The organism is Variovorax sp. Sphag1AA, from assembly GCF_014192575.1.
Taxonomy (GTDB): Bacteria; Pseudomonadota; Gammaproteobacteria; order Burkholderiales; family Burkholderiaceae_C; genus Variovorax.
Genome location: NZ_JACHYC010000008.1, coordinates 161,058 through 185,511 on the forward strand (window position 1 = coordinate 161,058; position 24,454 = coordinate 185,511).

The 24,454-nt window shown below is 67.1% G+C and carries 16 protein-coding genes and 1 tRNA gene; 4 read left to right on the forward strand and 13 right to left on the reverse strand.

What is annotated here, in order from left to right; genetic code table 11:
* Window positions 1-4 precede the first annotated feature (4 nt).
* The 9 genes from FHW64_RS28805 to FHW64_RS28845 form a co-directional block, all read right to left on the reverse strand.
* Complete coding sequence (locus tag FHW64_RS28805; RefSeq protein ID WP_184531730.1) at window positions 5-433, reverse strand: glycine cleavage system protein H; 429 nt, start codon at window positions 431-433, stop codon at window positions 5-7.
* 24 nt (window positions 434-457) lie between these two features.
* A tRNA-Sec gene (locus tag FHW64_RS28810) sits at window positions 458-550 on the reverse strand.
* Between the two features lie 34 nt (window positions 551-584).
* Window positions 585-2,549, reverse strand: coding sequence for a selenocysteine-specific translation elongation factor (gene selB / locus FHW64_RS28815; RefSeq protein WP_184531732.1), 1,965 nt, complete (start codon window positions 2,547-2,549; stop codon window positions 585-587).
* Complete coding sequence (selA, locus tag FHW64_RS28820; RefSeq protein ID WP_184531734.1) at window positions 2,546-3,994, reverse strand: L-seryl-tRNA(Sec) selenium transferase; 1,449 nt, start codon at window positions 3,992-3,994, stop codon at window positions 2,546-2,548. The genes selB and selA overlap by 4 nt, the downstream gene beginning before the upstream one ends.
* The gene (fdhE, locus tag FHW64_RS28825) at window positions 3,994-5,019 is read right to left on the reverse strand and encodes a formate dehydrogenase accessory protein FdhE (RefSeq protein ID WP_184531736.1); all 1,026 of its coding nucleotides are present in this window, start codon (window positions 5,017-5,019) and stop codon (window positions 3,994-3,996) included. Before fdhE ends, selA begins: the two co-directional genes overlap by 1 nt.
* A gap of 22 nt (window positions 5,020-5,041) precedes the next feature.
* A complete protein-coding gene (locus FHW64_RS28830; RefSeq protein ID WP_184531738.1) occupies window positions 5,042-5,719 on the reverse strand; it encodes a formate dehydrogenase subunit gamma in 678 nt (225 codons plus the stop codon).
* A 10-nt stretch (window positions 5,720-5,729) separates the two neighbouring features.
* On the reverse strand, window positions 5,730-6,689 hold the full coding sequence (gene fdxH, locus FHW64_RS28835) for a formate dehydrogenase subunit beta (protein WP_184531740.1): 960 nt from the start codon (window positions 6,687-6,689) through the stop codon (window positions 5,730-5,732).
* 2 nt (window positions 6,690-6,691) lie between these two features.
* Window positions 6,692-9,763: a formate dehydrogenase-N subunit alpha gene (fdnG, locus tag FHW64_RS28840; RefSeq protein ID WP_184531742.1), complete on the reverse strand. Its 3,072-nt coding sequence runs from the start codon at window positions 9,761-9,763 to the stop codon at window positions 6,692-6,694.
* Between the two features lie 111 nt (window positions 9,764-9,874).
* The gene (locus tag FHW64_RS28845) at window positions 9,875-10,198 is read right to left on the reverse strand and encodes a hypothetical protein (protein ID WP_184531744.1); all 324 of its coding nucleotides are present in this window, start codon (window positions 10,196-10,198) and stop codon (window positions 9,875-9,877) included.
* A 154-nt stretch (window positions 10,199-10,352) separates the two neighbouring features.
* Between FHW64_RS28845 and pstS the strand changes: the two genes are divergently transcribed.
* Window positions 10,353-11,372, forward strand: a complete 1,020-nt coding sequence (gene pstS / locus FHW64_RS28850; RefSeq protein ID WP_184532091.1) for a phosphate ABC transporter substrate-binding protein PstS — start codon at window positions 10,353-10,355, stop codon at window positions 11,370-11,372.
* Here the strand turns inward: pstS and asd are convergent.
* Window positions 11,348-12,241: an archaetidylserine decarboxylase gene (gene asd, locus FHW64_RS28855; protein WP_184531745.1), complete on the reverse strand. Its 894-nt coding sequence runs from the start codon at window positions 12,239-12,241 to the stop codon at window positions 11,348-11,350. The two genes, pstS and asd, sit on opposite strands and share 25 nt — an antisense overlap.
* Window positions 12,242-12,303: 62 nt before the next feature.
* On the opposite strand from asd, the gene FHW64_RS28860 reads away from it, so the two are divergent.
* Window positions 12,304-13,959 carry an aminotransferase class III-fold pyridoxal phosphate-dependent enzyme gene (locus tag FHW64_RS28860; protein WP_184531747.1) on the forward strand — a complete coding sequence of 552 codons (1,656 nt, stop codon included), beginning with the start codon at window positions 12,304-12,306 and terminating at the stop codon, window positions 13,957-13,959.
* A 6-nt stretch (window positions 13,960-13,965) separates the two neighbouring features.
* On the opposite strand, the gene FHW64_RS28865 is transcribed toward FHW64_RS28860, so the two are convergent.
* Window positions 13,966-14,577 (reverse strand): hypothetical protein, encoded by a 612-nt coding sequence (locus FHW64_RS28865; RefSeq protein WP_184531749.1) that lies wholly within the window; start codon window positions 14,575-14,577, stop codon window positions 13,966-13,968.
* Window positions 14,578-14,718: 141 nt separating this feature from the next.
* Here FHW64_RS28865 and FHW64_RS28870 point away from each other — a divergent pair, with 141 nt between their 5' ends.
* Window positions 14,719-15,963 carry a glycosyltransferase family 1 protein gene (locus FHW64_RS28870; RefSeq protein ID WP_184531751.1) on the forward strand — a complete coding sequence of 415 codons (1,245 nt, stop codon included), beginning with the start codon at window positions 14,719-14,721 and terminating at the stop codon, window positions 15,961-15,963.
* A 21-nt stretch (window positions 15,964-15,984) separates the two neighbouring features.
* Here the strand turns inward: FHW64_RS28870 and lplT are convergent, their stop codons facing one another.
* A complete protein-coding gene (gene lplT / locus FHW64_RS28875) occupies window positions 15,985-17,256 on the reverse strand; it encodes a lysophospholipid transporter LplT (protein ID WP_184531753.1) in 1,272 nt (423 codons plus the stop codon).
* Between the two features lie 78 nt (window positions 17,257-17,334).
* The gene (locus tag FHW64_RS28880) at window positions 17,335-17,787 is read right to left on the reverse strand and encodes a hypothetical protein (RefSeq protein ID WP_184531755.1); all 453 of its coding nucleotides are present in this window, start codon (window positions 17,785-17,787) and stop codon (window positions 17,335-17,337) included.
* A 295-nt stretch (window positions 17,788-18,082) separates the two neighbouring features.
* On the opposite strand from FHW64_RS28880, the gene FHW64_RS28885 reads away from it, so the two are divergent.
* Window positions 18,083-24,445, forward strand: coding sequence for a non-ribosomal peptide synthetase (locus FHW64_RS28885; RefSeq protein ID WP_260306470.1), 6,363 nt, complete (start codon window positions 18,083-18,085; stop codon window positions 24,443-24,445).
* Window positions 24,446-24,454 lie beyond the last annotated feature (9 nt).

Consider the following 24,454-nt stretch of genomic DNA (forward strand, 5'->3'; position numbering starts at 1 on the left):
GCCGTCATTCTTGATCGAACGCGGCCGCGTGGCGCGCCATGGCCTCGTGCACGTCGTCGCCATTCATGAGGCGACCGCGATCGGCGCCGGGATCGACGAGCCGCAGCCGCGCGAGCCAGCCTTCGCCATAGGGATCGCGATGGATGAGTTCGGGCTCGTCTTCCAGCCTCGAGTTGACCGCGAGCACAACCCCGGACATCGCGCACTTGACCGACATGATCGCCTTCGCGAGTTCCACCACGGCGATGGCGCGCCCCTGCGCGATTTCGGAGCCGACCGGCTTCACGCGACACATGTAGATCTCGCCCGAGAGCTTGATGCCCAGCGAGGTGATCCCGACGGTGGCCGTTCCATCGCCGTGCAAACGAGCCCAGACGTCGTGCTCGACGAGGTAGTGCAAGTCCCGTGGAAAGCCCAGGCCGTCCGTCTTCATGCGGCGTTCCTGGCGAATCGAGGGCGGAGGAGCGTGGGAGTCGAACCCACCCATCGGCGCGTGGCGCCGACCACCGGGTTTGAAGCCCGGCCGTCCCACCAGGGACGTCTCCCCTCCGAATGGATCTCCGCACCGGGGCGCCAGGCGTGCTTCATGGCGTCCCCTGTTCGAAAAGCGTGGTGTCGCTGCGCACGCGGTGCAGGTCGCCGACGCGACGCAGCAATCCTATCCGGTCGAAGTATTCGAGCACCTGGATCGCCCGCTTGCGCCCGAGCCCCGTCGCATCGCGAAAACGCGCGGCGCTCAGCGTGCCTTCCGCGTCGCCAGCCAGTCCGCGCGCCAGTCCGGCAAGGCGCGCGACGCAGTCCTGCGTGAAGTAGAGGTCTCTCACGACCTGATGCAGCGAGCCACTCTGTGCGAGCCGCGCGAGCGTGGTGCGCAGCGCAGCTTCCTGCTCGTGCAGGTCCTTCGCAAGATCGCGCACCCAGCTCCCTTCGAAGCCGGCCTCGCTCATCAAGGGCAGGATCTTCTGCGCGATCCGCTCGTCGCTCGCCGAGAGCTTCAGCGCGTGCTCGGGGAGGTGCACGAACGCGCCGCGCAACACCACCGCACCGGCTTCCCGCAGCGTCGACAACATGCCACGCCAGAGCGCATCCGGCAGCCTGGGTGCGGCGAGTCGCCGCAAGCGCGCAGCGTCCGGACCGAGCGCATCGGGCTCGCGCGCATGAAAGGCGGCGAGCGTTTCGAGCACGTTTCTGCGCACCGCGGCGGCATGGCCGGCGCCAACGACCCAGTCGCCGCTTGCAGCGTCGTGGATCTGCACGCCGCCCTCCGTCAGCGGAGGCACGCGATCGGGCAGCAAGCCTTCCGCCAGCGCCCAGTGCCGGACCGAGACACCGTCGGGCGATGCCGCGATCAGGCCTTCCAGCCGCGACGCCGCATCTTCCCGCGACCACGCCGCGAGTTCGTCGAAACGCTGCGGAGTACGGCGATGGCGCACCGGCGCGAAGGGATCCAGCACCCGGCCGCCCGCCAGCGTGCGCGCCGCCGCGTTGTCGCGCAGTACCACGCGATCGCCGTGCCAGGCAGCGATCGGCGTGCGCAACACCAACTGCACCCACGCCGAAGCCCCGGGGCCGAGCGGCACGTCCAACTCCGAAGCAGCGGGCTGATCGAGTAGCCGCAATATCGCGACGGTCCCCAGCACATCCGCCGACCCGACGTGCACATGCACGGGGGTGCCGGAGCGCAACGGCTTCTCTTCGTCATGCCACAGCGTCAGCAGGACATCGAGCCGACGCGTCGAAATGCCGCATCCTCGCGCCACCAGCCACTGACCGCGCACCAGTGCGTCGTGCGCGATGCCGGCAACAGCGACGGCGCAGCGCTCTCCCGCTCGCGCCGATTGAACAGGACGGTTCTGCGCGTGCAGACTGCGCACGCGCGCGTTCGCCGCCGTGCCCGATGGTGCCTTTTCGAGTTCGTCGCCTACGGTGACGCGGCCCGCATGCACCGTGCCGGTCGCCACGGTGCCGACGCCATCCAGCGTGAACACCCGATCCACCGCGAGACGAAACTCCAACCCAGGATCCTCCCGCTGCGCCGTCGCGCGCGCCGCATCGAACAGGCGCTCGCGCAGCGCATCGATGCCGGCGCCAGTGAGCGAGGACACCTCGAGCACCTCAGCACCGGCAAGTGGAGTGCCCACCAGCAACGCGACCGCCTGCGCACGAACTTCGGCGACGCGCGCGGTCGGCACGCGATCGTTCTTCGTGACAACCACAAGGCCGCGCGCGAGACCGAGCAAACTGAAGATCGCGAGATGTTCGCGCGTCTGCGGCATCACGCCGTCATCGGCCGCAATGAGCAACAGGCAGAAGTCGATACCGGTGGCACCCGCGAGCATCGTGCGCACGAGCCTTTCGTGGCCGGGCACATCGACGAAGGCGATGCGTTCGCCGGCCGGACCACCCGGCACGTCGAGATAGGCATAGCCGAGTTCGATGGAGATGCCTCGTCGCTTCTCTTCCGGCAGGCGGTCGGTATCAACACCGGTCAGCGCGCGCACCAACGCGGTCTTGCCGTGGTCGATGTGGCCTGCGGTGCCGACGATCATTTCAGTGCATCGCGCAGCGCGGACAGCTGCGCTTCGAAGGCCGCCGTGTCTTCCAGGCAGCGAAGGTCGAGGAGAAGGCGGTCGTCGGCGATGCGTCCGATCACCGGCAGCGGCAGGCCGCGCAACGCCGCAGCAAGCGCATCGAGCGCCGAACCGACGCCACGGCGCTGGCTGCTGGTGGGTGCGATCGCGAGCCCCGCCGAGGCAAGCCGCTCCACCGGCAGCGACCCGGAGCCGATCTGCCCTTGCAGCGGGACCGCTTCGACTGCGAAGCGCGGCGCGAGTGCTTCAGCGAGCTTCGGCCGAAGCGCTCGCGCCTGCGCCTCGATGGCCGCCACAGGCCGGGTGAGCAGGCGCAGCGTCGGCAGATCCTGCGCCAGCCGCTCCGGACGCAGATAGAGCGACAGCGTGGCCTCCAGCGCCGCGAGCGGAAGTTTGCTGAGTCGCAATGCGCGCTTCATCGGGAACTTGCGAATGCGCGTGACGGCATCGCGGGTTCCGACGATCAGCCCCGCCTGCGGACCACCGAGCAGCTTGTCGCCGGAAAAGGTCACGACGTCGCAACCGGCCGCGAGCATCTCCTGCGGCAGCGGCTCACGCGGCAGGCCGTAGTGCGCCAGATCGACCAGCGATCCGCTGCCGAGGTCGGTCGCGAGCGGCACGCCGCGCGCATGGACGATCGGCGCAAGCGTGCGTTCATCGACCGCGGCGGTGAAGCCCTGCACCAGGTAGTTGCTGGTGTGCACCTTCATCACGAGTGCGGTCTCCGGCACGATGGCCCGTTCGTAGTCGGCCGGATGCGTGCGGTTGGTGGTACCGACTTCGACCATGCGCGCACCGGCGCTCGCCATCACGTCGGGCATCCGGAAAGCGCCACCGATCTCCACCAGTTCGCCCCGCGAGATCACCACTTCGCGTCCGCGTGCGAGGGCCGCGATCGTCAGGAGCACGGCCGCCGCATTGTTGTTGACAACCGTTGCGGCCTCAGCGCCGGTGATCTCGCAGAGCAGCTCTTCAATCAGCGAATCGCGATCGCCGCGGCCACCCGAATCCAGGTCGTATTCGAGATTGTTCGGCGCGCTCATCAGGCCGAGCAGCCGCTGCAGGGCGGCATCGGCGAGCAGTGAGCGGCCGAGATTGGTGTGGATGACCGTGCCGGTGAGATTGATCACCGCGCGCAGCCGGGGCGCGAGGCGCGCTTCGATGCGCGCAGCGAGGGCCTTGGCGAGCGCCTGCGAAGCGACCGCGGAGCGATCGAGCGTTCCCGCCACCGCTTGCGCGCGAAGATCGTCAAGCAGCCCGCGCGTCTCGCTTGCCACGAGGGTGTGCCCGTGCGCTGCACGCAGCACCTCCGCCTCGGGCAGGCGCAAGACTTTGTCGACTGAAGGCAGCTCCGCTGGGTGGGCCTTCGAGCCGTGGACCACGGACTCTTCGGGCGCCGGCATCAACCTGAGCCTCCACCGCCGCCCTGAGGCGGATCGGAATCGCCGAACAGCAGCAGCATCTGCACGCCGTGGCGCTCGAAACCCGCTTCCGAGACGAGCAGATCCAGCGTCAGCGTCGCGAGATCGTCGGCCACCGGTTCGACGTTGTGGTCGCGTTCCATGTGCACGATCTTGAGGTAGTGGCCGCAGGAATCGCAGGTTTCGGCTTCGACAACCGGTTGCGCGCCCGGCGCCGCATCATCATCCGGCACGGCATCGCGCTGCGCCAGCGACTGGTAGTGGATGCCCTTGGTGCTCAGGCAGTGCGAACATTTGATGCGCACCATGTGCCATTGCGTGCTGCACAGCGCGCAGTGCAGATAGCGGTAGCCGGACGCCTCCGCACCGATGCGCGAGATGCTCGCTGTCGGCCGGCTGCCGCAGCAGGGGCACACGGTGGGATCGTCAATACGGCCGAAGGCGTTGGGCATGCCCGCGCCGCGCGCGGCATCGGTCGAGATCACGAGATGCGTCCAGTAGGCCTGCAGGGCGGCGGCGATCAGCGGTGCCGCCGCGAGGTCGAGATCCATCATGACGCCGCCGAGCAGTCGCCCGGCTTGCTGCTCGATCCAGTCGTCGCCCGCTTCGCGCAGCAATTGCACGGTCGCAAGCGCGGGACTGTCGGCCAGGCGAGGCATCAGCGCATCGAGCAGTTGCCGGAGGCCGGTTCGCCATGCCGGATCGCGCGGCCAGGTCGAAGCGGCCAATGGCGGCACGCCGCGCCGCGCAGCGCTTTCAATGGCTTGTTCGCCGGAAAGCTGCACCGCCGGAAAGCCACTCAGCAGTGCATGCTGCGCATCGGCGACCTCCGCGATGAACAGCAGGAAGTCGCGCATCGGATGCCCGGCAGCCCGTTGTCGCAACCGCATCGCGCGCTCGGCGAACACGCTCGCACGCTCCGGCAGCCGCAGGAAGGCGACCTGATGCCCTGCCTGGATGGCGATCTCTTCGGGTGACAGCAGCCGCGCGGTGGAAGTCGGAGGCATTGCGCGAGTGTGCCGCAGACCGTCAGCTTTCGCTGCGCAAATCGACGACCTGGCGCTTGTGCACTGCGGCATCGGTGGCGACGCCCTCCCGCATGCGGGCCGCCCAGAGCGGATGGTTGCGTCGCGCCCAGCGCTCGGTGACCGTGCCGCGCGTCATCGCGCGCATCGAGCCCTTGACCCAGATGGCCGCGTACACGTGCGCGATGATCGTCAGGATGAGCACGGTCGCAGCGAAGGCATGCACCACCACGGCGATGCGCCGCACGAGGATCGGGAAGCTGTCCGCAAACCACGGTTGCCAGAACATGAAGCCGGTGATGAACAGGAGCAGCAGGCTCACCGCCGAGAACCAGAAGACGAGCTTCTGCCCCGCGTTGTATTTCTCGACCGGCGGCATGCCCTCCTCTTCGCCGGTCCGCAGGAGCTTCGGCGCGGCGCGCATCCACTCCGTGTCACGCCGGCTCCAGAGGTTCTCGCGCCACATCTGGAAGAACAGGAAGACGAAGCCGAGCACCATCAGCAGGCCGAAGTAGGGATGCAAGGTGCGCGTCCACTGTCCGCCACCGAAAAGGTTGACCAGCGGAAAGAGCGCGGGATGGAACAGCGCAAGTCCGCTGAGCCCCGCGCAGAAGAACAGGAGCACCACTACCCAGTGGTTCATGCGGGTGCCGTCACGATAGCGTTGGATCAGGTAGGCCATCTCGCGCTCCTCATGCGTTCGGCGGCAGCGGCGGGACACCGCGCGCTTCGGCCTCATCGCGGCGACGTCGCTCGTCGATCGCCTCGGGCGATTCGTCGTCCTCGTCCCCGCTCGGGCCGACCTTCATGTAGTGGAAAAAGCCGACCACCGCCGCGCCCGCCATCGCGAGCAGCGCAAGCGGCTTGGCGGCGCCCTTCCAGAGCGAGACCCATGGACTGATCTTCGGCTCGGACGGCAAGCCCGCATAGAGCTGCGGCTGGTCGGCATGCTGGAGGACGTACATCACATGCGTGCCGTCGACGCCCGGCGGGTCGTACAGGCCCGCATTGGCAAAGCCCCGTGCCTTGAGGTCGGTGATGCGCTCCTCGGCGAAGTCCTTCATGTCTTCCTTGCTCCCGAAGCGAAGGGCGCCTGTCGGGCAGGACTTGATGCAGGCGGGCTCCATGCCCACCGCCACGCGGTCCGAGCACAGGGTGCACTTGTAGACGCGGTTGTCCTTTGCGGAAAGGCGCGGGATGTCGAACGGGCAGCCGGTGATGCAGTTGCCGCAGCCGATGCAGTTTTCCTGGATGAAGTCGACGATGCCGTTGGTGTACTTGACGATCGCACCGGGCGAAGGACACGCCTTGAGGCAGCCGGGATCGGCGCAATGCATGCAGCCGTCCTTGCGGATGAGCCATTCGAGCCGCGTCTCCTGCGTGCCCGGGCGCGGCATCTCGACCTCGGAAAAGCGCATGACGGTCCACGACTGCGCGCTCAGGTCAGCCGGGTTGTCATAGACCCCGACGTTGTGACCCACCTCGTCGCGCAGGTCATTCCACTGCATGCAGGCCACCTGGCAGGCCTTGCAGCCGATGCAGCTCGTCACATCGATGAGCTTCGCGACTTCGGCCACCGAGCGGCGCGCCTGCGGGCTCGGCGTCGTGGTGGCGGAGCGTGCCGCAATGTCGAGGGATTGAAGCGTTGACATCTTCAGGCTTTCTCGATGTTGACCACGAAGGACTTGAACTCGGGCGTCTGCGTGTTGGCGTCTCCGACGAATGGCGTCAGCGTGTTCACCAGGTAGCCCTTGCGCGCAAGACCCACGAAGCCCCAGTGGTTGGGCAGGCCCACGGTATCGATCTTGCGGCCATCGACATCGAGCTGCGGAATGCGCTTGGTGACCAGTGCCACTGCCTTGATGAAGCCCCGGTTCGAGCTGACCTTGACCTGGTCGCCGTTAGCGATGCCCTTGGCCTTCGCAAGCTCCTCGCCGATCTCGACGAACTGCTGCGGCTGGATGATCGCGCTGGTCTTGACGTTCTTCGTCCAGTAGTGGAAGTGCTCGGTGAGCCGGTAGCTCGTCGCGACGAACGGGAACTCCTTCGCGGTGCCGAAGGCTTCGAGGTCGCCCTTGAACACGCGCGCGGCGGGATTCGATCGCGCCTTCGGGTTGTTGGGATGCATCGGATTGGCGGCCAGCGGCGTCTCGAAGGGTTCGTAATGCTCCGGCAGCGGACCTTCCGCCATGCCGGTGGGCGCAAACAGCCGCGCGACACCCTCGGAGGTCATGATGAAAGGCTGCACACGATCGGCGTCCGATGGATTCGCGTCGGGCCGGATGTCCGGCACGTCCGCGCCACCCCAGCTCGATCCGGTCCACTGCACGAGCTTGCGTGTCGCGTCCCACGGCTTGCCGTCGGGCGCGCTCGACGCAGCGTTGTAGAGGATGCGCCGGTTGGCCGGCCACGCCCACGACCACGCAAGCGTCTGGCCGATGCCCCAAGGATCGGCGCTGTCGCGGCGGGCCATCTGGTTGCCGGCCTGCGTCCATGCGCCGCAATAGACCCAGCAGCCGGACGCGGTGCTGCCGTCATCCCGCAATTGGCCGAAGCCAGAGAGCTGGTCGCCGGCCTTGACGAGCACCTTGCTCTTGTCCGCCGGATCGGTGAGGTCGGTGATGGCCCGGCCGTTGTATTCCTTCGCAAGTTCCTCGGCCGATGGGCTGTGCGGGATCTTGTAGGGCCAGGTCAGCTTGACGATCGGATCGGGGAAGGCGCCGCCATCCTTCTGATAGGCCGACCGCACGCGGATGAACAGGTCCGCGATGATCTCGGCATCACCGCGCGCTTCGCCCGGCGGCTCCGCGCCCTTCCAGTGCCACTGCAGCCAGCGGCCGGAGTTGGTGAGCGAGCCCTCTTCTTCAGCAAAGCAGGTGCACGGCAGACGGAAGACGGTGGTCTGGATCTCCGCAGTCTTCACATCGTTGTGCTCGCCGTGGTTCTTCCAGAACTCGGCGGTCTCGGTCTGCAGCGGATCGATGCTCACCAGGAACTTCAGCTTCGAGAGCCCCGCAACGATCTTCTTCTTGTTCGGGAACGAGCCTACCGGATTGAAGCCCTGGCAGATGTAGCCGTTGAGCTTGCCCTGGTTCATGAGCTCGAAGGCCTGCAGCACGTCATACAGCTTGTCGATCTTGGGCAGGTAATGGAACGCCCACTGGTTCTCCGCGGTTGCGGCATCACCCCACCATGACTTCTGGAAGCTGACGAAGAACTTCGGATAGTTCTGCCAGTAGCTCATCTGGTTGGGGCGCAGCGGCTTGAGCGCGCGGGTCTTGTAGTAGGTCTCCAGGTCCTGCTCGGACTCCGTCGCGAGCGACATGTAGCCCGTGAGCGAGTTCGACAGCAGCCCGAGATCCGTGAGCCCCTGAATGTTGCTGTGCCCGCGCAGCGCGTTCATGCCGCCGCCCGCAACCCCGATGTTGCCAAGCAGCAGTTGCACGATCGCACCCGTGCGGATCATCTGCGAGCCCTGGCTGTGCTGCGTCCAGCCGAGCGCGTACATGATCGTCATCGTGCGGTTGGGCACCGAGGTCGATGCGATGTATTCACAGACCTTCAGGAACTTGTCCTGCGGCGTGCCGGTGATGCGGCTCACCATTTCGGGCGTGTAGCGCGAGTAGTGGCTCTTCATGACCTGCAGCACGCACCTCGGATGCTGCATCGTCATGTCGACCTTTGCGAAGCCCTGCTCGTCGAGTTCGTAGCCCCAACTCTTGTTGTCGTAGCGGCGCTTGCTCTCGTCATAGCCGGAGAAGATGCCGTCCTCGAAGCCGAAGGCCTCGCCCACGATGAAGGGCGCATTCGTGTAGTTGCGTACGTACTCGTGCTGGATCTTGTCCTGGCTCAGCAGGTAGTTGATGACGCCGCCCAGGAAGGCGATGTCGCTGCCCGCGCGAATCGGCGCGTAGAAGTCGGCCATCGCGGCGGAGCGCGTGAAGCGCGGGTCAACCACCACGAGATCGGCGCGGTTGTGGTGCTTGGCCTCGATCACCCATTTGAAGCCGCACGGATGCGCCTCGGCGGCATTGCCGCCCATGATCAAAACCAGATTCGCGTTCTTGATGTCGACCCAGTGGTTCGTCATCGCACCGCGCCCAAACGTCGGGGCCAGACCGGCCACCGTCGGGGCGTGTCAGACGCGCGCCTGATTGTCGAAGACCAGCATCCCCATCGAGCGCATCGCCTTGTGCGTGATGTAGCCCGATTCGTTGGAGGATGCGGATGCGCACAGCATGCCGGTGCTGGTCCAGCGGTTGACCACCTTGCCGTCGGCATTGTTGGCGACGAAGTTCGCGTCGCGGTCTTCCTTGAGCAGCTTGGCGATGCGCGACATCGCCTCGTCCCAGCTGATGCGCTTCCAGGCGTCGGTGCCGGGCTCGCGCACCTCGGGGTACTTGAGCCGCAACGGGCTGTGGACGAAGTCGAGGAGCCCGGCGCCCTTCGGGCACAGCGTGCCGCGGTTCACCGGATGGTCGGGATCGCCCTCGATGTGGATGATGTCGGTCACCACGTTCTTGGCGCGATCGCCAAGCCCGTACATGATGATCCCGCAGCCCACGGAGCAATACGGACAGGTGTTGCGCGTCTCGGTCGCGCGCGCCAGCTTGAAGTGGCGCGTCTCCGCAAGTGCCGCGGTGGGAGAGAACCCCAGCGCGACCAGGCTGGAAGCGGCCAGCCCGGCTCCGCTCACACGAAAGAACTGCCTTCGGTTCATGTCCATTGGATGTCTCCGGCGTTGGCGCTTGCGCGCCCGTTCTCCACGGGGCGCTGCGCTACGCCCGGTACGGTGCCGCAAAACATAGCACGGGCGATTCGCGGTGTCCACGAGGGCCTATTTGGCAGGTGCGCCGGCGGCCCCGTCGCCACCCGAGGGCGACGGCGTCCCGCCGCTTGCCGCCCCGCCCTTTTCCTGGTTGCCGGCCAATCCGCCGACTGCACTGGCGCCGTCCGAAGGCCCGTGTCCCGAGCCGCCCTGGACCACGTCGCTGGCGTGCGGGGACTGCGGCGTGACGGTCGCAGCGGGGTGCGCCGGGTCCGTTGCCGGCGAGGACTGCGGCGCGTCAGCCTTGGGCGGCGACGGCTTCGGATCGCACGCACTCAGCGACAGGACCGCTGCCAGAGCCACGAGAACGAGGGGTGGATGAAAGTTCCGCATGCCTGCACCCTAGCGGCCCCAGGTCGCGCGACTGTAGGCGGAAGCCCTGTTTCGCAGCCCTCGCTCGACGCTGTGCATCGGCCATTCGGCGTGTTGGCAAGCCCGGGTGCCCCCCGCATACTGCCCGACGCTTGGAGGAATCACGACCATGGCAATGCAGAACGGCCTTCGCGCCCTTCAGACCATGCTGGGATTGACCGCCACGATGCTCATGGCCCAGCCGGCATCCGCCACGGACATCACCGGTTCCGGCTCGACCTTTGTCTATCCGGTCATGCTCCGATGGGCCTCCGGCTACTACAACAACGAAAAGGTCAAGGTCAACTACCAGGCGATCGGCTCCGGCAGCGGCATCCAGCAGGTCAAGGCCGGCCAGGTGGCCTTCGGTGCGTCGGACAAGCCCCTGCCACCGGATGAACTCAAGGCCGCCGACTTGATGCAGTTCCCACTCGTGATCGGTGGCGTGGTGCCGGTGGTGAATCTCGACGGCGTCGCGCCCGGTCGGTTGAAGTTCACGGGCGAACTGCTCGCCGACATCTACCTCGGCAAGGTCACGAACTGGAACGACGCAGCCATCGCCGCGCTGAACCCCGACGTGGGGCTGCCGAGCCTGAAGATCACGGCCATGCATCGGCTGGACGCGTCGGGCACGACCTTCAATTTCGTCAACTACCTCTCCAAGGTCAGCGACGAGTGGAAGACCAAGGTCGGCGAAGGCACGATGGTCAAGTGGCCGGCCGGAAGCGGTGGCAGCGGGAACGACGGGGTGGCCCGCTACGTGAACTACGTGAAAGGGTCGATCGGCTATGTCGAGCTCGCCTATGCGCTCGAACACAAGATGACCTATCCGATGCTGAAGAACAAGAGCGGCGCCTTCGTCGGGCCCACGCCCGCGAGCTTCGAGGCCGCGGCTGCGAGCACCGGCTGGACGAGCCCGGACTTCTACGAGGTGCTGACCGATGCGTCCGGTGATGCGTCCTGGCCGATCACCGCGACCACATTCGCATTGATGCCGCGAAACCCCCGGAAGCCGGAGCAGGCGGCCGAGGCATTGCGCTTCTTCAAATGGTCGCTGGAGCAAGGCAAGGCGGACGCACGGGCGCTCAACTACGTGCCGCTGCCCGACAGCCTCGTGCAGCGGATCGAAGCCTACTGGGCCGAGCCGGCCAAATAGCCGGGCAACTTCATCAGCGCCTGCCCCATCCGGATGCGCGTGCCGGACTCGATGCCCTCGGCCAAAGCAAAGCCCTTCGGCGCGAACACGATGATGGTCGAGCCATGCTCGAACCAGCCCATCTCCTGGCCCTTGCGATAGGGTGCATCGCAATCCATGCGCGTCGGGCCGCTCCAGCCGAGGTTCAGCAGTGCATCGAGGCAATGCAGCCGCAGGCTCGCGACCAGGATGGCTGCCACCGGCACCAGTGCGATGCGGTGCCCGCCCGCATGCAGGCGCGTGTGGACCGCCGCGCGCACATTGCGGCAGAAGAGGCGCTCCACGCGTTTTAGCGCGATCGGGTTCACGTTCCAGGTGTCGCCCGACATGTAGTTGACCCGCTCGACCGTGCAGTCGTGGGGCGCATGGAAGCGGTGGTACATGCTCGACGTCAGCCGGAGCGTCACGAAAGTGCCGTCACGGAAAGGCTCCGCGGATCGTGCATCGCCGAACAGGTCGGCCATCGCATACGGGAAACCCTTGGCCTGGAAGACCTCCATCCCGTTCACCGTCCCGCAGGCGCCGACGATGGCATCGCATGGGCTTGCGAGCACATCCTCGCGCGCATCGACGACGCGGGCGCCCTCCTTCAACTCGCGGGTGAAGCAGTCGTGCATGCTGTCGAAGCGTGTTTTCTTCGCCTCGCTCAGGTCGAGTTCGGTGAAGAGCCGCCACACGCCGATCGAAAGATCGCGCACCACAGGATTGCGGATCTTGCTGAACCAGCCCATGAAGCGCGTCAGCGCGATGCGGGGTACCCGGTTGGTGAGCAGGAAGTTGATGTCTTCCTGCTGCAACAGGGCATCACGTGTTTGTCGAAGTGTTTTCATGAGCGCGTCAAGAAGCTGAGATAGACCGTGGGGTGTTCGCTGTTCATTGCAATAAAGAGTTCATGAGCCAGACATTCCTTCTCTCTTCCGTCGCGCTTGCGGCGCTCGCCGCTTCCGCGGTTCCGGCCTGGCGCCGGCTCGAGCTTTCGCGCGCCAAGCATCCTTCGCTGACCGGCCATTCGCGCATGGCCAAACGGGTCGCGGCGCAGCTTCCGGGCTACGCCTACGACGACCAGCGCTTCTACGATTCCGACGGCGCGCCGGACGACGTGGTGGCCCGGCGCCGGGCCGGCTTCGAGGCGCTGTCGCGGCTCCTGAAGACCCGCCATGCGCAGTCGATCGCGGCCACGCGCGCGGCACGCCCCTCGGTGTCGGACCTGCAGTTCACCAGCAGCTACCGGGTGCCCTTCCAGTACAGCCCGCATGTGCGCGAGCACCTCCCGGTGGGCGCCTTCATGCAGTCCGCGAACGGCGTCATGCTGCGCGACCTGGATGGGCAGGAGTTCTACGACCTCACCGGTTCGTACGGCGTCAACCTGCTCGGCGTGGACTTCTACAAGGAGTGCATCGCAGAGGGCAGCCGGCTTGCCGAGCCACTCGGGCCGGTGCTCGGCGCCTATCACCCCTGCGTGCTGGAGAACGTGCATCGGCTGCGCGAGATCTCCGGGCAGGACGAGGTGTCGTTCCACATGTCCGGCACCGAGGCCGTGATGCAGGCGGTGCGGCTGGCGCGCTATCACACGCGGCGCACGCATCTCGTGCGCTTCTGCGGCGCCTATCACGGCTGGTGGGAAGACGTGCAGCCCGGCGTGGGCAACCCGCTGCAACCGCACGAGACCTACACCCTGCGCGAGATGGACGAGCGGTCGCTGCGCGTGCTGCGCAAGCGCCGCGACATCGCCTGCGTGCTGGTCAATCCGCTGCAGGCGCTGCATCCCAACTCCGGCGCGCCCGGCGATTCGTCGCTGGTCGACAGCAGCAGGCGTGCGAGCTTCGACCGCGTCGCCTACACCGAGTGGCTGCACAAGCTGCGCCAGGTCTGCACCGAGCGCGGCATCGTGCTGATCCTCGACGAGATCTTCGTGGGCTTCCGGCTCGCGCCCGGCGGTGCGCAGGAGTACTTCGGGGTGAAGGCGGACATGGTGACCTACGGCAAGACACTGGGCGGCGGTTTGCCGGTCGGCGTGGTCTGCGGACGGGCCGATCTGATGAAGCGCTACCGCGAGGAGCGCCCGGCCGACATCTGCTTCGCGCGTGGCACCTTCAACGCGCATCCCTACGTGATGGGCGCGATGTACGCCTTCCTGAGGCGCATCGACGAGCCGGAAGTCCGGGTGCTCTACGACGACCTCGACGAACGCTGGAACCGCCGCGCACGCGACCTCAACGACCGGCTCGAACAGGCCGGGCTGCCGGTGCGCGTGGCCAACATCTCGTCGATCTGGACCGTGCTCTACACCTCGCCCGGCCGCTACAACTGGCTGCTGCAGTACTACCTGCGCGCGCAGCGGCTGGCACTGAGCTGGGTCGGCAGCGGCCGGTTGATCTTCAGCCTCAACTACACCGATGCCGATTTCGAGCAAGTGGCCGAAAGGTTCGTCGCCGCGGCCCGGCAGATGCAGCAGGACGGCTGGTGGTCGCACGACGCCGCGCTGACCAACAAGGCAATCAAGCGCGGCATCCTGCGCGAGATGCTCGCGCAGCGATTCGGAATCTGACGGCACTCAGGCGCGGTGACCGGCCCCGTGCGCGGGGTCGATCAGCTCGCCACGCAGCAGGTACAGGGGCGCGCGGTGGTAGAGCTTGATGTCGTGGAACGGGTCGGTGAGGATCTTCGTCATCCACACCAGCCCGGTCTTCACGTCCTTGAGCAGGAAGAGATGGAAAGTGCGGAACAGCAGGCCGCCCGCGCCCAGCACCAGCCATGCGAAGCCGACCTGGCGCACGTAGCCTTCGAACCCGGTGGTTGGGTCCATGAGGCCGAACAGCGTGCGGTCCCACCACAGCACGACGGGCACTGCGGCCCACAGTGCCATCAGCACCACCTTGCGGCGCAGGTTGTAGCCGACCTTGATCTCTTCCTTGTATTCGTGCGTGGCGTGGTTCACCTCGTCGTAGCCCTTGGGCTCGAAGAAGAAGTGGCCCGCCTGGCGACTGGTCATCGACACGCCCCAGCCGATCAGCGCGGCGATCACCGGGTCGATGAACAGCATCACGTAGGCGATCACGAAACTGATCGCGCTCACGAGGTGCAGCGACTGGTTGATGCGGCTGTGGTGGTAGTAACGATGATCGTCCCAGCGCTGGATCTGAAGGTTGCGCAAGAATTCGTTCACGGGCTCTCCTGTTGGACCTGGGTTGGAACGACGCCGCACGAGCGCAGCGCGTGACGGCATCGTGACGGGCATGCGTGAATTCTTGGTGACGATGTGCGGACCGTCATCGCTCTGTCGCCAACAGCCGCCAGCATCCGCGACATGAGCTCATCGCTTGGTCCGATCGTTGTCGAGCACATGCCGCCCGCCCGGCGCTCGATGCGCATTGCGGTGGTCACCGAGACCTACCCGCCCGAAGTCAACGGTGTGGCCCTCACCCTGCAGCGGGTGGTGGAGGGACTGCGCGCACTCCAGCACGACATCCAGCTCGTCCGGCCCCGCCAGACCGACGGCGATCTCGCCCGGCGCCTGGACCGGCTCGACGAGGTGCTCGTGCGTGGCGTGCCGATCCCGCGCTACCCCGAAATGAAGATGGGCATGCCCGCCAACAAGGCACTGGTGCAACTCTGGAGCCGCCAGCGGCCGGACCTGGTCTACATCGCCACCGAGGGACCCCTCGGCTGGTCGGCGCTGCAGATCGCACGCAAGCTCAAGCTGCCCGTGTGCTCGGACTTCCGCACCAACTTTCATGTCTACAGCCGGCACTACGGCATCGGCTGGCTGTACCGGCCGATCATGAGCTACCTGCGCAAGTTCCATAACCGCACCGCTTTCACGATGGTGCCCAGCGAGAGCCTCCGGCAGCAGTTGCGCGGCCACGGCTTCGAGCGCCTGATGCTGGTCACGCGCGGAGTCGACACCGAGCAGTTCACGCCCGCGCGTCGCAGCGAGGCATTGCGTGCGCAATGGGGTGTCTCTCCGGACACGCCGGTCGCGCTCTACGTGGGGCGGCTGGCCACCGAGAAGAACCTCGACGCACTGGCCAATGCCTTCCGCGCGATGCAGGCACAGGATGCGGCTACGCGCCTCGTGGTGGTGGGCGAAGGCCCTGCCGCGCCCCAGCTCGCTGCCGCGGTGCCCGACGCGATCTTTGCCGGCACGCGCCGCGGAGAGGACCTCGGCGCGCACTATGCCTCGAGCGATCTGTTCATCTTTCCGAGCATGACGGAGACCTTCGGCAACGTGACGCTCGAGGCCATGGCCAGCGGACTCGCGGTGCTGGCCTACGACCATGCAAGTGCCGGACAGATGATTCACAGCGGCAGCAATGGCCTGCTCGCACCGCTCGGCGACGAGCCGACCTTCGTCCGGCTGGCGCGCGAACTCGTGGCCGGCGGCCGTGACGCCGCGCGGCAGATGGGCCTGCGTGCGCGCGAGAGCGCCGGCGAAGCAGGCTGGGACCGCATCGTCGCGCAGGTGGAAGAAGTGCTCTACGCCACCATCGCCGCGGGAGAGACGTCACAAGTGGCCGATGCGCGCGGCCGCACCATCGCCGGCGCAGCCTGAAGCGCGTCGAGCACAACGCCGTCAGCGCAAGGACGTGAACTGGCTGTCCGCGCTCGGGCCGAGGCGGCGCTCGATACCGTGCTCGCGCCAGATCAGAAGCGCGATCGCAGCGGCCACGAGCAGCCCCAGGATCCACATCAGCGGCACGATCGGCACATCCATCGCGATCAGCGCCGCATAGCCGGCCAGCATCATCAGTACGTTGAGGTTCTCGTTGAAGCCCTGCACCGCGATCGAGCGGCCGGCGCTCAGCAGGTTGTAGCCACGGTGCTGGAGGAGCGCGTTGAGCGGCACCACCAGGATGCCACCCACAGCGCCGACGAACACCATCAACAACACCGCCAGCCACAACGCGTCGGTCGACGCCACCATGGGCATGCACAGCCCCAGCAGCACGCCCGCCGGCAGCACCCGCTTGGCGCGACCGAGCGCCACATGGCGACCCGCGAGCCCGGCACCCGCGATCACGCCGACCGCCACCGCCACCTGTAGATAGGCCGCGCGCTCCAGCGTGAGGCCAAGAATCTCGGTGGCCCATTTGAGGACCGCGAACTGCAGCGTCGCACCCACGCCCCAGAAGATGCTGGTGACCGCGAGCGAGAGCCCGCCGTCGCGATCGCTCCACAGCGTGCGGTTCGCGCTGCGGAATTCGCGTATCAGCACCAGCAGGTGAAGGCGTGTGGGCGGTGCATAGCGCGCGCCGCTGTCGGGCACGCCGGCATTCATCAGCGCGGCGACCAGATACGCGGCCAGCAACACAGCCATCGACAACTGCAGGGTGCTGGCGGCACACGGCGCGAGCCAGTCGCGCATCGCGAGGCTGGCCGATGAGCCGCGCAGCAGGTCCGCCACCAGCAGGCCGCCAAGCACCGTGCCCAGCAGCGCCGCGCAGACGACAGACACTTCGATCCATCCATTGGCCGCGACCAGACGGCGCGGTCCCACCATCTCGGTGACCAGGCCGTACTTGGCCGGCGCATACGCCGCGGCGCCGAAACCCACCACCGCGAAGGCCACGAGCGGGTTGATGCCGCCCATGAGCAGGCCGACGCCCACCAGCTTGACGCCGTTCATCGCGGTCATGAGCCGGGCCTTGGGCATGGCGTCGGCCAACGGGCCGATCATGGGCGCGAGCACCACGTAGGACAGCGTGAAAGCGAACTTGAGCAGCGGCGCCCACCACAGCGGCGAGCCGCGCTCCTGCAGCAGCGCAATGGCGACGATCAGCAGCGCGTTGTCCGCCAACGCGGAGATCGCCTGTCCGGCGATCAGCAAGTAGAAGCCCCGCGGCATTCAGCGGGTGCGGCAGGGCGCCATGTCTTGATCCATGGACGCCGATGCTCGCCGGTCGCGATGACGCCCGCGTGAATGCTATTTCGCCAAGCCTGGCTGTGTCTGGGCGGCCACCTCGGCCGGGTTGGACATGGTCGAGATCACCTTACTGTTGACGCGCGAGCCGCTGTTGACGTTCTGGTCCGGTGCGCTCGCGGTCGACACGGCCTGGCGGTAGACCTGCTCCGGGTCCGCCATTGGCGTGAACTTCTCTGCGCCGCGCGAGCCACGCACGACGTTCTGGTCGGGCGCGCGTGCGGTGTCGACGGCCTGCTCATAGACCTTGCCCGGATCGGCCATCGGCGTGAACTTCTCTGCCCCGCGCGAGCCGCGCGTGACGTTCTGGTCGGGTGCATGCGCCGCCGAGACGGCTTCGGCCTGCACTTCGGCGCGGCTGCGCCCCACGGGCTGCTGCGCGTGGGCAGTGCCTGTCACCAGCCAAAGCGCGGCGGTGGTGGCAATCAGCCGATGGATGGTGGAAGAAGCTTGCATGGTTCAAATCCTTTGCGGTGGATGGATGGATCGCCTGGTTCCCCTCGACAGGTTTTTCGTCTCCGTGCCGCCTGTTCGGATACTTGTTTGCATGCGAGCGTAGTTGTGCCTCGTGGCCGGTCCATGACGCCGGAGGCCGACCCTGTCCGCTGGTGGGACGTTCATCCGCGTGAAACAGAAGCGGGATGAATTGCGGGCCGTAATCGGTAATTCACCGCGAACGTACGAAATATGCCTGTCGTACTCGGGGTATTGTCTGACCCAAACCTGACATGGAGTTCGTATATTGGTCCGGATGGATATCGGCGGGGAAGCCTCACAACAGCCAGTTTCACTTTCGTCTGCGCAGCGACGCCTGTGGTTTCTCGACCGGATCAAGGCCGATGTCCGCGATGCCTATCACCTTTCGGGCGCGCTGGAGTTCGAGGGCCATCTCGACGAAGACGCCCTCCGTCTCAGTCTTGAGACACTCATGGCGCGCCATGAAGTCCTGCGCACGACCTTCGAGGAAGTCGACGAGGAGCCGGTGCTGCGCATCGCGCCGCCGGGACCGTTTCCATTGCGAATCGACGATCTGAGCCATCTCGGCACCGAAGCCATGGAAGCGGAACGCGAAAGGCAGATCCGCGAAGAATGCTCGGCACCCTTCGACCTCGAACGCGGCCCGCTGGTCCGCGGACGGCTGCTGCGGCTCGGCCCACAGCGGCACACGCTGGTGCTCTGTGCGCACCACATGGTGGCGGATGGCTGGTCGATCGCCGTCTTCATGAAGGACGTGGCGGCCGTCTACTCCGCTTTTGCCGAGGGCAAGCCGAATCCGTTGCCAGACCTGCCCGCTCACTACGGCGACTACGTGGCCGAAGAACGCGAGCGGGCCACATCGCCCGCACGCCAGGCGCGCCTCGACTACTGGCGGCGCCAGCTCGAAGGTGCGCCCGAACTGCTCGAGCTTCCCACCGACCGGCCGCGCCCCGCTATACAGGACCATGCAGGCGACCGCGTCGAGATCGTGTTTCCGCCGCCGCTGGTCGCCGCGCTCCGCGAATGGGCGAGGAGCCGCGGTGCCACGCTGACGATGGCGCTGCACGCGGGCCTGAACGTGCTGTTCTCGCGCCTTGCCGGCCAGCAGGACATCGTGATCGGAACGCCAGTCGCGAACCGCCGCCGTCCGGCATACCGGCAGGCGGTGGGGTTCTTCGTCAACACCGTCGCACTGCGCACCGACCTGAGCGACGACCCGACCGCCGATGCACTGCTCGAACGGGTGCGCGGAATCGGGCAAGCGGCGTACCTGCGGCAGGACGTGCCCTTCGAGCAGGTGGTGGAGCTGGTGCGGCCGGCGAGAAACCCGAGCCACAGCCCGATCTACCAGGTGTTGATGGTCATCCAGAACTTCGAGACCGAGCGTATCGACCTGCCCGGCGCGACCCTGCAGTTGATCGAGGTGCCGCCTCAGAGCGTGGCCACGGATCTGATGATGCTGTTCCGCGAGACGGCCGACGGCCTGCTCGGCCGCATCGCGTATGCCACTGCCCTCTTCGACCGCGCGACCATCGAGCGCTGGGCCGGCTACCTGCTGCGCCTGCTCGAAGCGATGGCTGCAGACGGCGCACAGCGGGTCGCCGCCCTTCCGATGATGGGCGACCACGAGCGGAGCCTGCTGCTCGACCGGTTCAACGACACACGCGTCACGCACGGGGGCGAAACGCGGGTCCATGCTCTCTTCGAGGCGCAGGCCACGCGCACGCCGGAGGCCGTCGCACTGGTCGCCGACCATCGCAGCCTGCGTTATGGCGAACTCGATGCGCAGGCCAATCGCCTCGCCCATCGGCTCCAGGCAGAAGGGCTCGGGCGTGGAATGCGAGCGGCGCTGTTCCTTGGCCGCGGCGTGGACCTGATCGTGGCGATGCTCGCAGTGCTCAAGACCGGCGCAGCCTATGTCCCGCTGGACCCGACCGATCCGCAGGAACGCATCGCGCGCATGCTGGACGATGCCGCCCCGCGCGTGCTGTTGACCCAGAAGCGCCTGCTGGCCGCCCTGCCCCGCACCCAGCAGACCCCGCTCATCGTCGACGCGGACCCTGCTGCCGATGCGAACGCCGGGCCGATCGCAGTCGAGGTGCATCCCGACGATCCTGTCTACGTGGTCTACACCTCGGGCTCGACCGGCACGCCGAAGGGCGTTGCCGTTCCGCATTCGGCGCTCACGAACCTGATCCACTGGCAAGCGCGTCATCGCGACGGCCAGCCCGCGCCGAGGACGTTGCAGTACGTCGCGATTGGATTCGACGTCGCGTTCCAGGAGATATTCAGCACGCTTTGCGGCGGCGGCGCGCTGGTGCTGATCCACGAGGGCGCGCGCCGCGACATGGCTGCGGTGCTCCGCGTGCTGCGGGAAGAACGCGTCGAGCGGCTGATCCTTCCGTTCATCGCGCTGCAGCACCTGGCCGAACAGGCGGCGACCTCCGGCGAGCCGCTGCCCCCTCTGAAGCAGGTCATCACCGGTGCCGAGCAATTGCGCATCAGCTCGGAAATCCGCGAGTTCTTCGAGCGACTGGGCGGCTGCCGACTACAGAACCAGTACGGCCCTACCGAATACCCGATCGCCACCGCGCTCGACCTGCAAGGCGCGCCGCACGACTGGCCGTTGCTCCCATCGATCGGCCATCCGATCGACAACACGACGGTGCGCATCCTCGACGGCCTGCGCCAGCCGGTGCCGATCGGCGTCAAGGGCGAGATCTACATCGGCGGCTCGGGCATGGCGCTCGGCTACCTCGGACAGGCGGCGCTGGACGGAGCGGCCTTCTTCGACGACCTCTTTGCCACGCACACGGGTGCGCGCCTCTACAAGACCGGCGACATCGGCCGCTGGCGCAGCGACGGAAGCATCGAGTACGTCAGCCGCTGCGACGACCAGGTCAAGCTGCGCGGCTTCCGCATCGAGCCGGGCGAGATCGAGGCGCACATCGACCAACATCCGTCGGTCGCCGACGTCGCCGTGCTGCTGCGCGAGGATGAGCCCGGGCAGAAGCGCCTGGTGGCTTATATGACACTGGCGCCGGGCGCTGTCGCCACCGGCATCACGGCGACGCTGAAGCGGTACCTGCACGGCGTGCTGCCCGAATACATGGTGCCCGCCGCGTTCATCGTGCTCGATGCGCTGCCGCTCACCAGCAGCAGCAAGGTCGATCGCCGAGCCTTGCCACTGCCAGCGCGCGAAAACGACGGCGGCGAGCGCGTGATGCCACGAAGCAGCACGGAGCAGACGCTGTGGGAGATCTGGCGCAGCGTGCTGCACGCCACCGCGTTCGGCGTGGACGACAGCTTCTTCGACCTGGGCGGCCATTCGCTGCTGACGATGCAGGTGGCTTCGCGCGTCCGGCAACAACTGGGCATCGAGCTTCCGCTGGCGCTACTGTTCGAGCATCCGACCATCGCAGGGCTCGCGGCGCGGCTGGACGAGGAGTTGCCCCGGACCTGGTCGACCGCGCCGGCGTCGATTCCGCGCGTGGCGAGGGACGGGCCGCTGCCGGTATCGCTGTCGCAGCGACGCATGTGGGTGATCCAGCAGTTCGACCCCGAATCGGTCGCCTACAACATCGCGGTCTCGCTACGCCTGCGCGGTGCGCTGGACGACGATGCCATGCGACTTGCCTTCGAGCGGCTGGTGGAGCGGCACGAAGGGCTGCGCACCTGGTTCGAGATGCACGGCGAAGAACCAATGCAGCAGATCGCGCCTTCAATGCAGGTTGCGATCGAGCGGATCGACTTGCGCGCCCAGCCGGACGGGCTTCGCATGGACGAAGCACGGGCCCTGCTGCAGGAACGCGGATCGCGGCCATTCGATCTGACGCAGGCGCCGCTGCACTTCCCGACGCTCGTCAACCTCGGGGACGAGGACCATCTTTTCTTCTGGCGCATGCACCACGCGATCACCGACAACTGGTCGATCGCGATCCTGATGCGCGATTTGCTGCAGCTGTACGCGTCACTATCGACCCGTGGGCAGGCGGAGCTGCCGCCGCTCGGCATCGAGTACGCGGACTACGCCGCATGGCAGCGTTCGCCGGCCGCGACCGCGCAGCGGCAACGCCAGATCGATTTCTGGGCGGAGCGGCTGCGCGACCTGCAGCCGATCAATCTGCCCACCGACTATCCGCGGCCGCTGCTGCCGAGCTTCCGCGGCGCAAAAGTCTCGATGCCGCTTCCGCCCGCGATGCGCGACAGCCTGCGCCGCTTCTGCGGACGCCATGCGGTCACGCCGTTCGTGGTGCTGCTCGCGGCCTTCAAGCTCATGCTGTCGCGTCACTGTGCAAGTCACGACATCGCGGTGGGCACGCCGATCGCCAATCGGCATCACCTCGTAACCGAGCAGCTCGTCGGCACGCTGGTCAACACGCTCGTCATGCGCACAGACCTCTCGGGCAACCCGGACTTCGCCGAGCTGGTGCAGCGCGTGCGCGCGACCGCCCTGGAGGCGTACGCCCACCAGGACGCGCCCTTCGACGAGATCGTGGAAGTGCTGGGGCAGGACCGCCGCACCCATCCCGAGGGACTCGTGCGCACCCTGTTCAACGTGCTGAACGCGCCGCTCGGCAAGCTGCCACCGGTGGACTTCAGCTACGAGGCGTTCGAGCTCGAAGCCACTGCAGCCCAGTTCGATCTCTCGTTCCACGTGGACACCGAGTTCGGCCACCGTATTCACCTCGAGTATTCGACGGACCTCTTCGCCGCGGAAACGGCCAGCCGCATGCTGGAGAACTACCTGTGGCTGGTCGACCAGGTGCTCGGCGACGAGAACCGGCCGATCGCGGACTACGCGATCCTCGCGCCCGCGCAACTGGCCTTGCTGCACGACCAGTGGAACGCGACGCAACACAAACTGCCACCGGATCTGCTGATTCATCGCCACCTGCGTTGTGAGGATCCGGCGCGGGCCGGCCGGATCGCGGTGTTCGATTCGCAAGGGCGCCGCATGACGTACGGCGAGCTGAATGCGTCGTCGGACCGGCTCGCATCCTCATTGCGCGCGCACGGCTATGGGCGTGGCCACCGCATCGGCCTGAGCCTCGCGCGCGACGCGGGCATGCTCGTGGCGCAGCTCGCGGTGCTCAAGTCGGGCGCGGCCTATGTGCCGCTGGACCCCGCTTTCCCCATCGACCGGCTGACCTACATGGCCAGCGATGCGGAACTCTCGGCCATCCTCGTGCGGCCGGACATGGCCGCGCCATTCAGCGCAACCGGCATTCCCTTGCTGGACCCGATCGAGCTCGCGCAGCAGTCCGCAGGCGCAGAGTCGGAACTTCTGCGCCCTGACCCCGAGCGCGACGCGCGCCCACTCGATCCGGCCTACTTCATCTACACCTCCGGTTCCACCGGCCGGCCGAAGGCGGTCGCCGTGCCGCATCGCGCGGTCGCGAATTTCCTCGCCTCGATGGCGCGCGAACCAGGTCTCGATGCATCCGACCGTCTGGTGGCCGTGACCACCCTGTCCTTCGACATCGCGGTGCTCGAGCTGCTGCTGCCGCTCGCGGTCGGTGCGCAGGTGGTGATTGCCGACAGCGACCACGTCCGCGACCCGATCCGGCTGCGCACGCTCATCGAGCGGCACGACGCGACCGTGATGCAGGCCACGCCTTCCTTGTGGCGCGCCCTGCTCGACATCGGGTGGACCGGCCGGCCGGGCTTCCGCGCGCTGGTCGGCGGCGAGCCGCTGCAGGCGACGCTGGCCGAGCAACTGCTGTCGCGCTGCTCGGCGCTCTGGAACATGTACGGCCCGACGGAAACCACCGTGTGGTCCACCGCGTGGAAGGTGGATGCGCCGCGACTCGGCATCTCCATCGGGCGGCCGATCGACAACACCTCCGTCTGGGTGCTCGACGCCAACGGCCTGCCCTGCCCCATCGGCGTTCCGGGCGAGCTGTGCATCGGAGGCGCGGGCGTGACGCTCGGCTATCACAAGCGCAAGGCGCTGACGGACGAGCGCTTCGTCGTCGACCGCTGGAGCGACGAGCCCGGTGCACGGCTCTATCGCACCGGCGACCTGTGCCGCTGGCGCCATGACGGGCTGCTGGAGCACCTGGGGCGCCTCGATCATCAGGTCAAGGTCCGGGGTTTCCGCATCGAGCTGGGCGAGATCGAAGCGGCGTTGCTGGACCATCCCGAAGTTGCCCAGTGCGTGGTCGTCACCCGCCCCGGGGGCGAGGACGACGTGCGCCTCGTGGGCTACGTGGTGGCGCAATCGCCGGACCTGCGGTTGGCCGCGCTGCGCGAACACCTGCAGGCATCGCTACCGGAATACATGGTGCCGCAGCACCTCGTGGTTCTGCGGGCGATGCCGCTGCTACCCAATGGCAAGGTGGACCGCAACGCACTGCCGGCGCCAGTGGTCGACGCCTCGCGCGCGGAAGGCGGCACGCACCAGCCGCCATCCACCGAAGAAGAGAGGGTGATCGCCGAGATCTGGTCCGAGCTGCTCGGCGTGGAAGTCGTCGGACGCACCGACAACTTTTTCGAGCTCGGCGGCCATTCGCTGCTGGCGATGCGCGCGGTGAATGCGACGAAGCAACGACTCGGCCTGGAGATCGCGCCGCGCCGGCTGGTCTTCGAGACCCTGCGCCAGCTGGCGAACCCGGAAAACGCGGGGATGTCCTAGAAGGCCGCT

What these genes read in the sequence shown, in the direction of transcription:
- FHW64_RS28805 (WP_184531730.1), bottom strand. Translation starts at nt 433, where the DNA reads ATGAAGACGGACGGCCTGGGCTTTCCACGGGACTTGCACTACCTCGTC.
- selB (WP_184531732.1), bottom strand. Translation starts at nt 2,549, where the DNA reads ATGATCGTCGGCACCGCAGGCCACATCGACCACGGCAAGACCGCGTTG.
- selA (WP_184531734.1), bottom strand. Translation starts at nt 3,994, where the DNA reads ATGCCGGCGCCCGAAGAGTCCGTGGTCCACGGCTCGAAGGCCCACCCA.
- fdhE (WP_184531736.1), bottom strand. Translation starts at nt 5,019, where the DNA reads ATGCCTCCGACTTCCACCGCGCGGCTGCTGTCACCCGAAGAGATCGCC.
- FHW64_RS28830 (WP_184531738.1), bottom strand. Translation starts at nt 5,719, where the DNA reads ATGGCCTACCTGATCCAACGCTATCGTGACGGCACCCGCATGAACCAC.
- fdxH (WP_184531740.1), bottom strand. Translation starts at nt 6,689, where the DNA reads ATGTCAACGCTTCAATCCCTCGACATTGCGGCACGCTCCGCCACCACG.
- FHW64_RS28845 (WP_184531744.1), bottom strand. Translation starts at nt 10,198, where the DNA reads ATGCGGAACTTTCATCCACCCCTCGTTCTCGTGGCTCTGGCAGCGGTC.
- pstS (WP_184532091.1), top strand. Translation starts at nt 10,353, where the DNA reads ATGCAGAACGGCCTTCGCGCCCTTCAGACCATGCTGGGATTGACCGCC.
- asd (WP_184531745.1), bottom strand. Translation starts at nt 12,241, where the DNA reads ATGAAAACACTTCGACAAACACGTGATGCCCTGTTGCAGCAGGAAGAC.
- FHW64_RS28860 (WP_184531747.1), top strand. Translation starts at nt 12,304, where the DNA reads ATGAGCCAGACATTCCTTCTCTCTTCCGTCGCGCTTGCGGCGCTCGCC.
- FHW64_RS28870 (WP_184531751.1), top strand. Translation starts at nt 14,719, where the DNA reads ATGAGCTCATCGCTTGGTCCGATCGTTGTCGAGCACATGCCGCCCGCC.
- lplT (WP_184531753.1), bottom strand. Translation starts at nt 17,256, where the DNA reads ATGCCGCGGGGCTTCTACTTGCTGATCGCCGGACAGGCGATCTCCGCG.
- FHW64_RS28880 (WP_184531755.1), bottom strand. Translation starts at nt 17,787, where the DNA reads ATGCAAGCTTCTTCCACCATCCATCGGCTGATTGCCACCACCGCCGCG.
- FHW64_RS28885 (WP_260306470.1), top strand. Translation starts at nt 18,083, where the DNA reads ATGGATATCGGCGGGGAAGCCTCACAACAGCCAGTTTCACTTTCGTCT.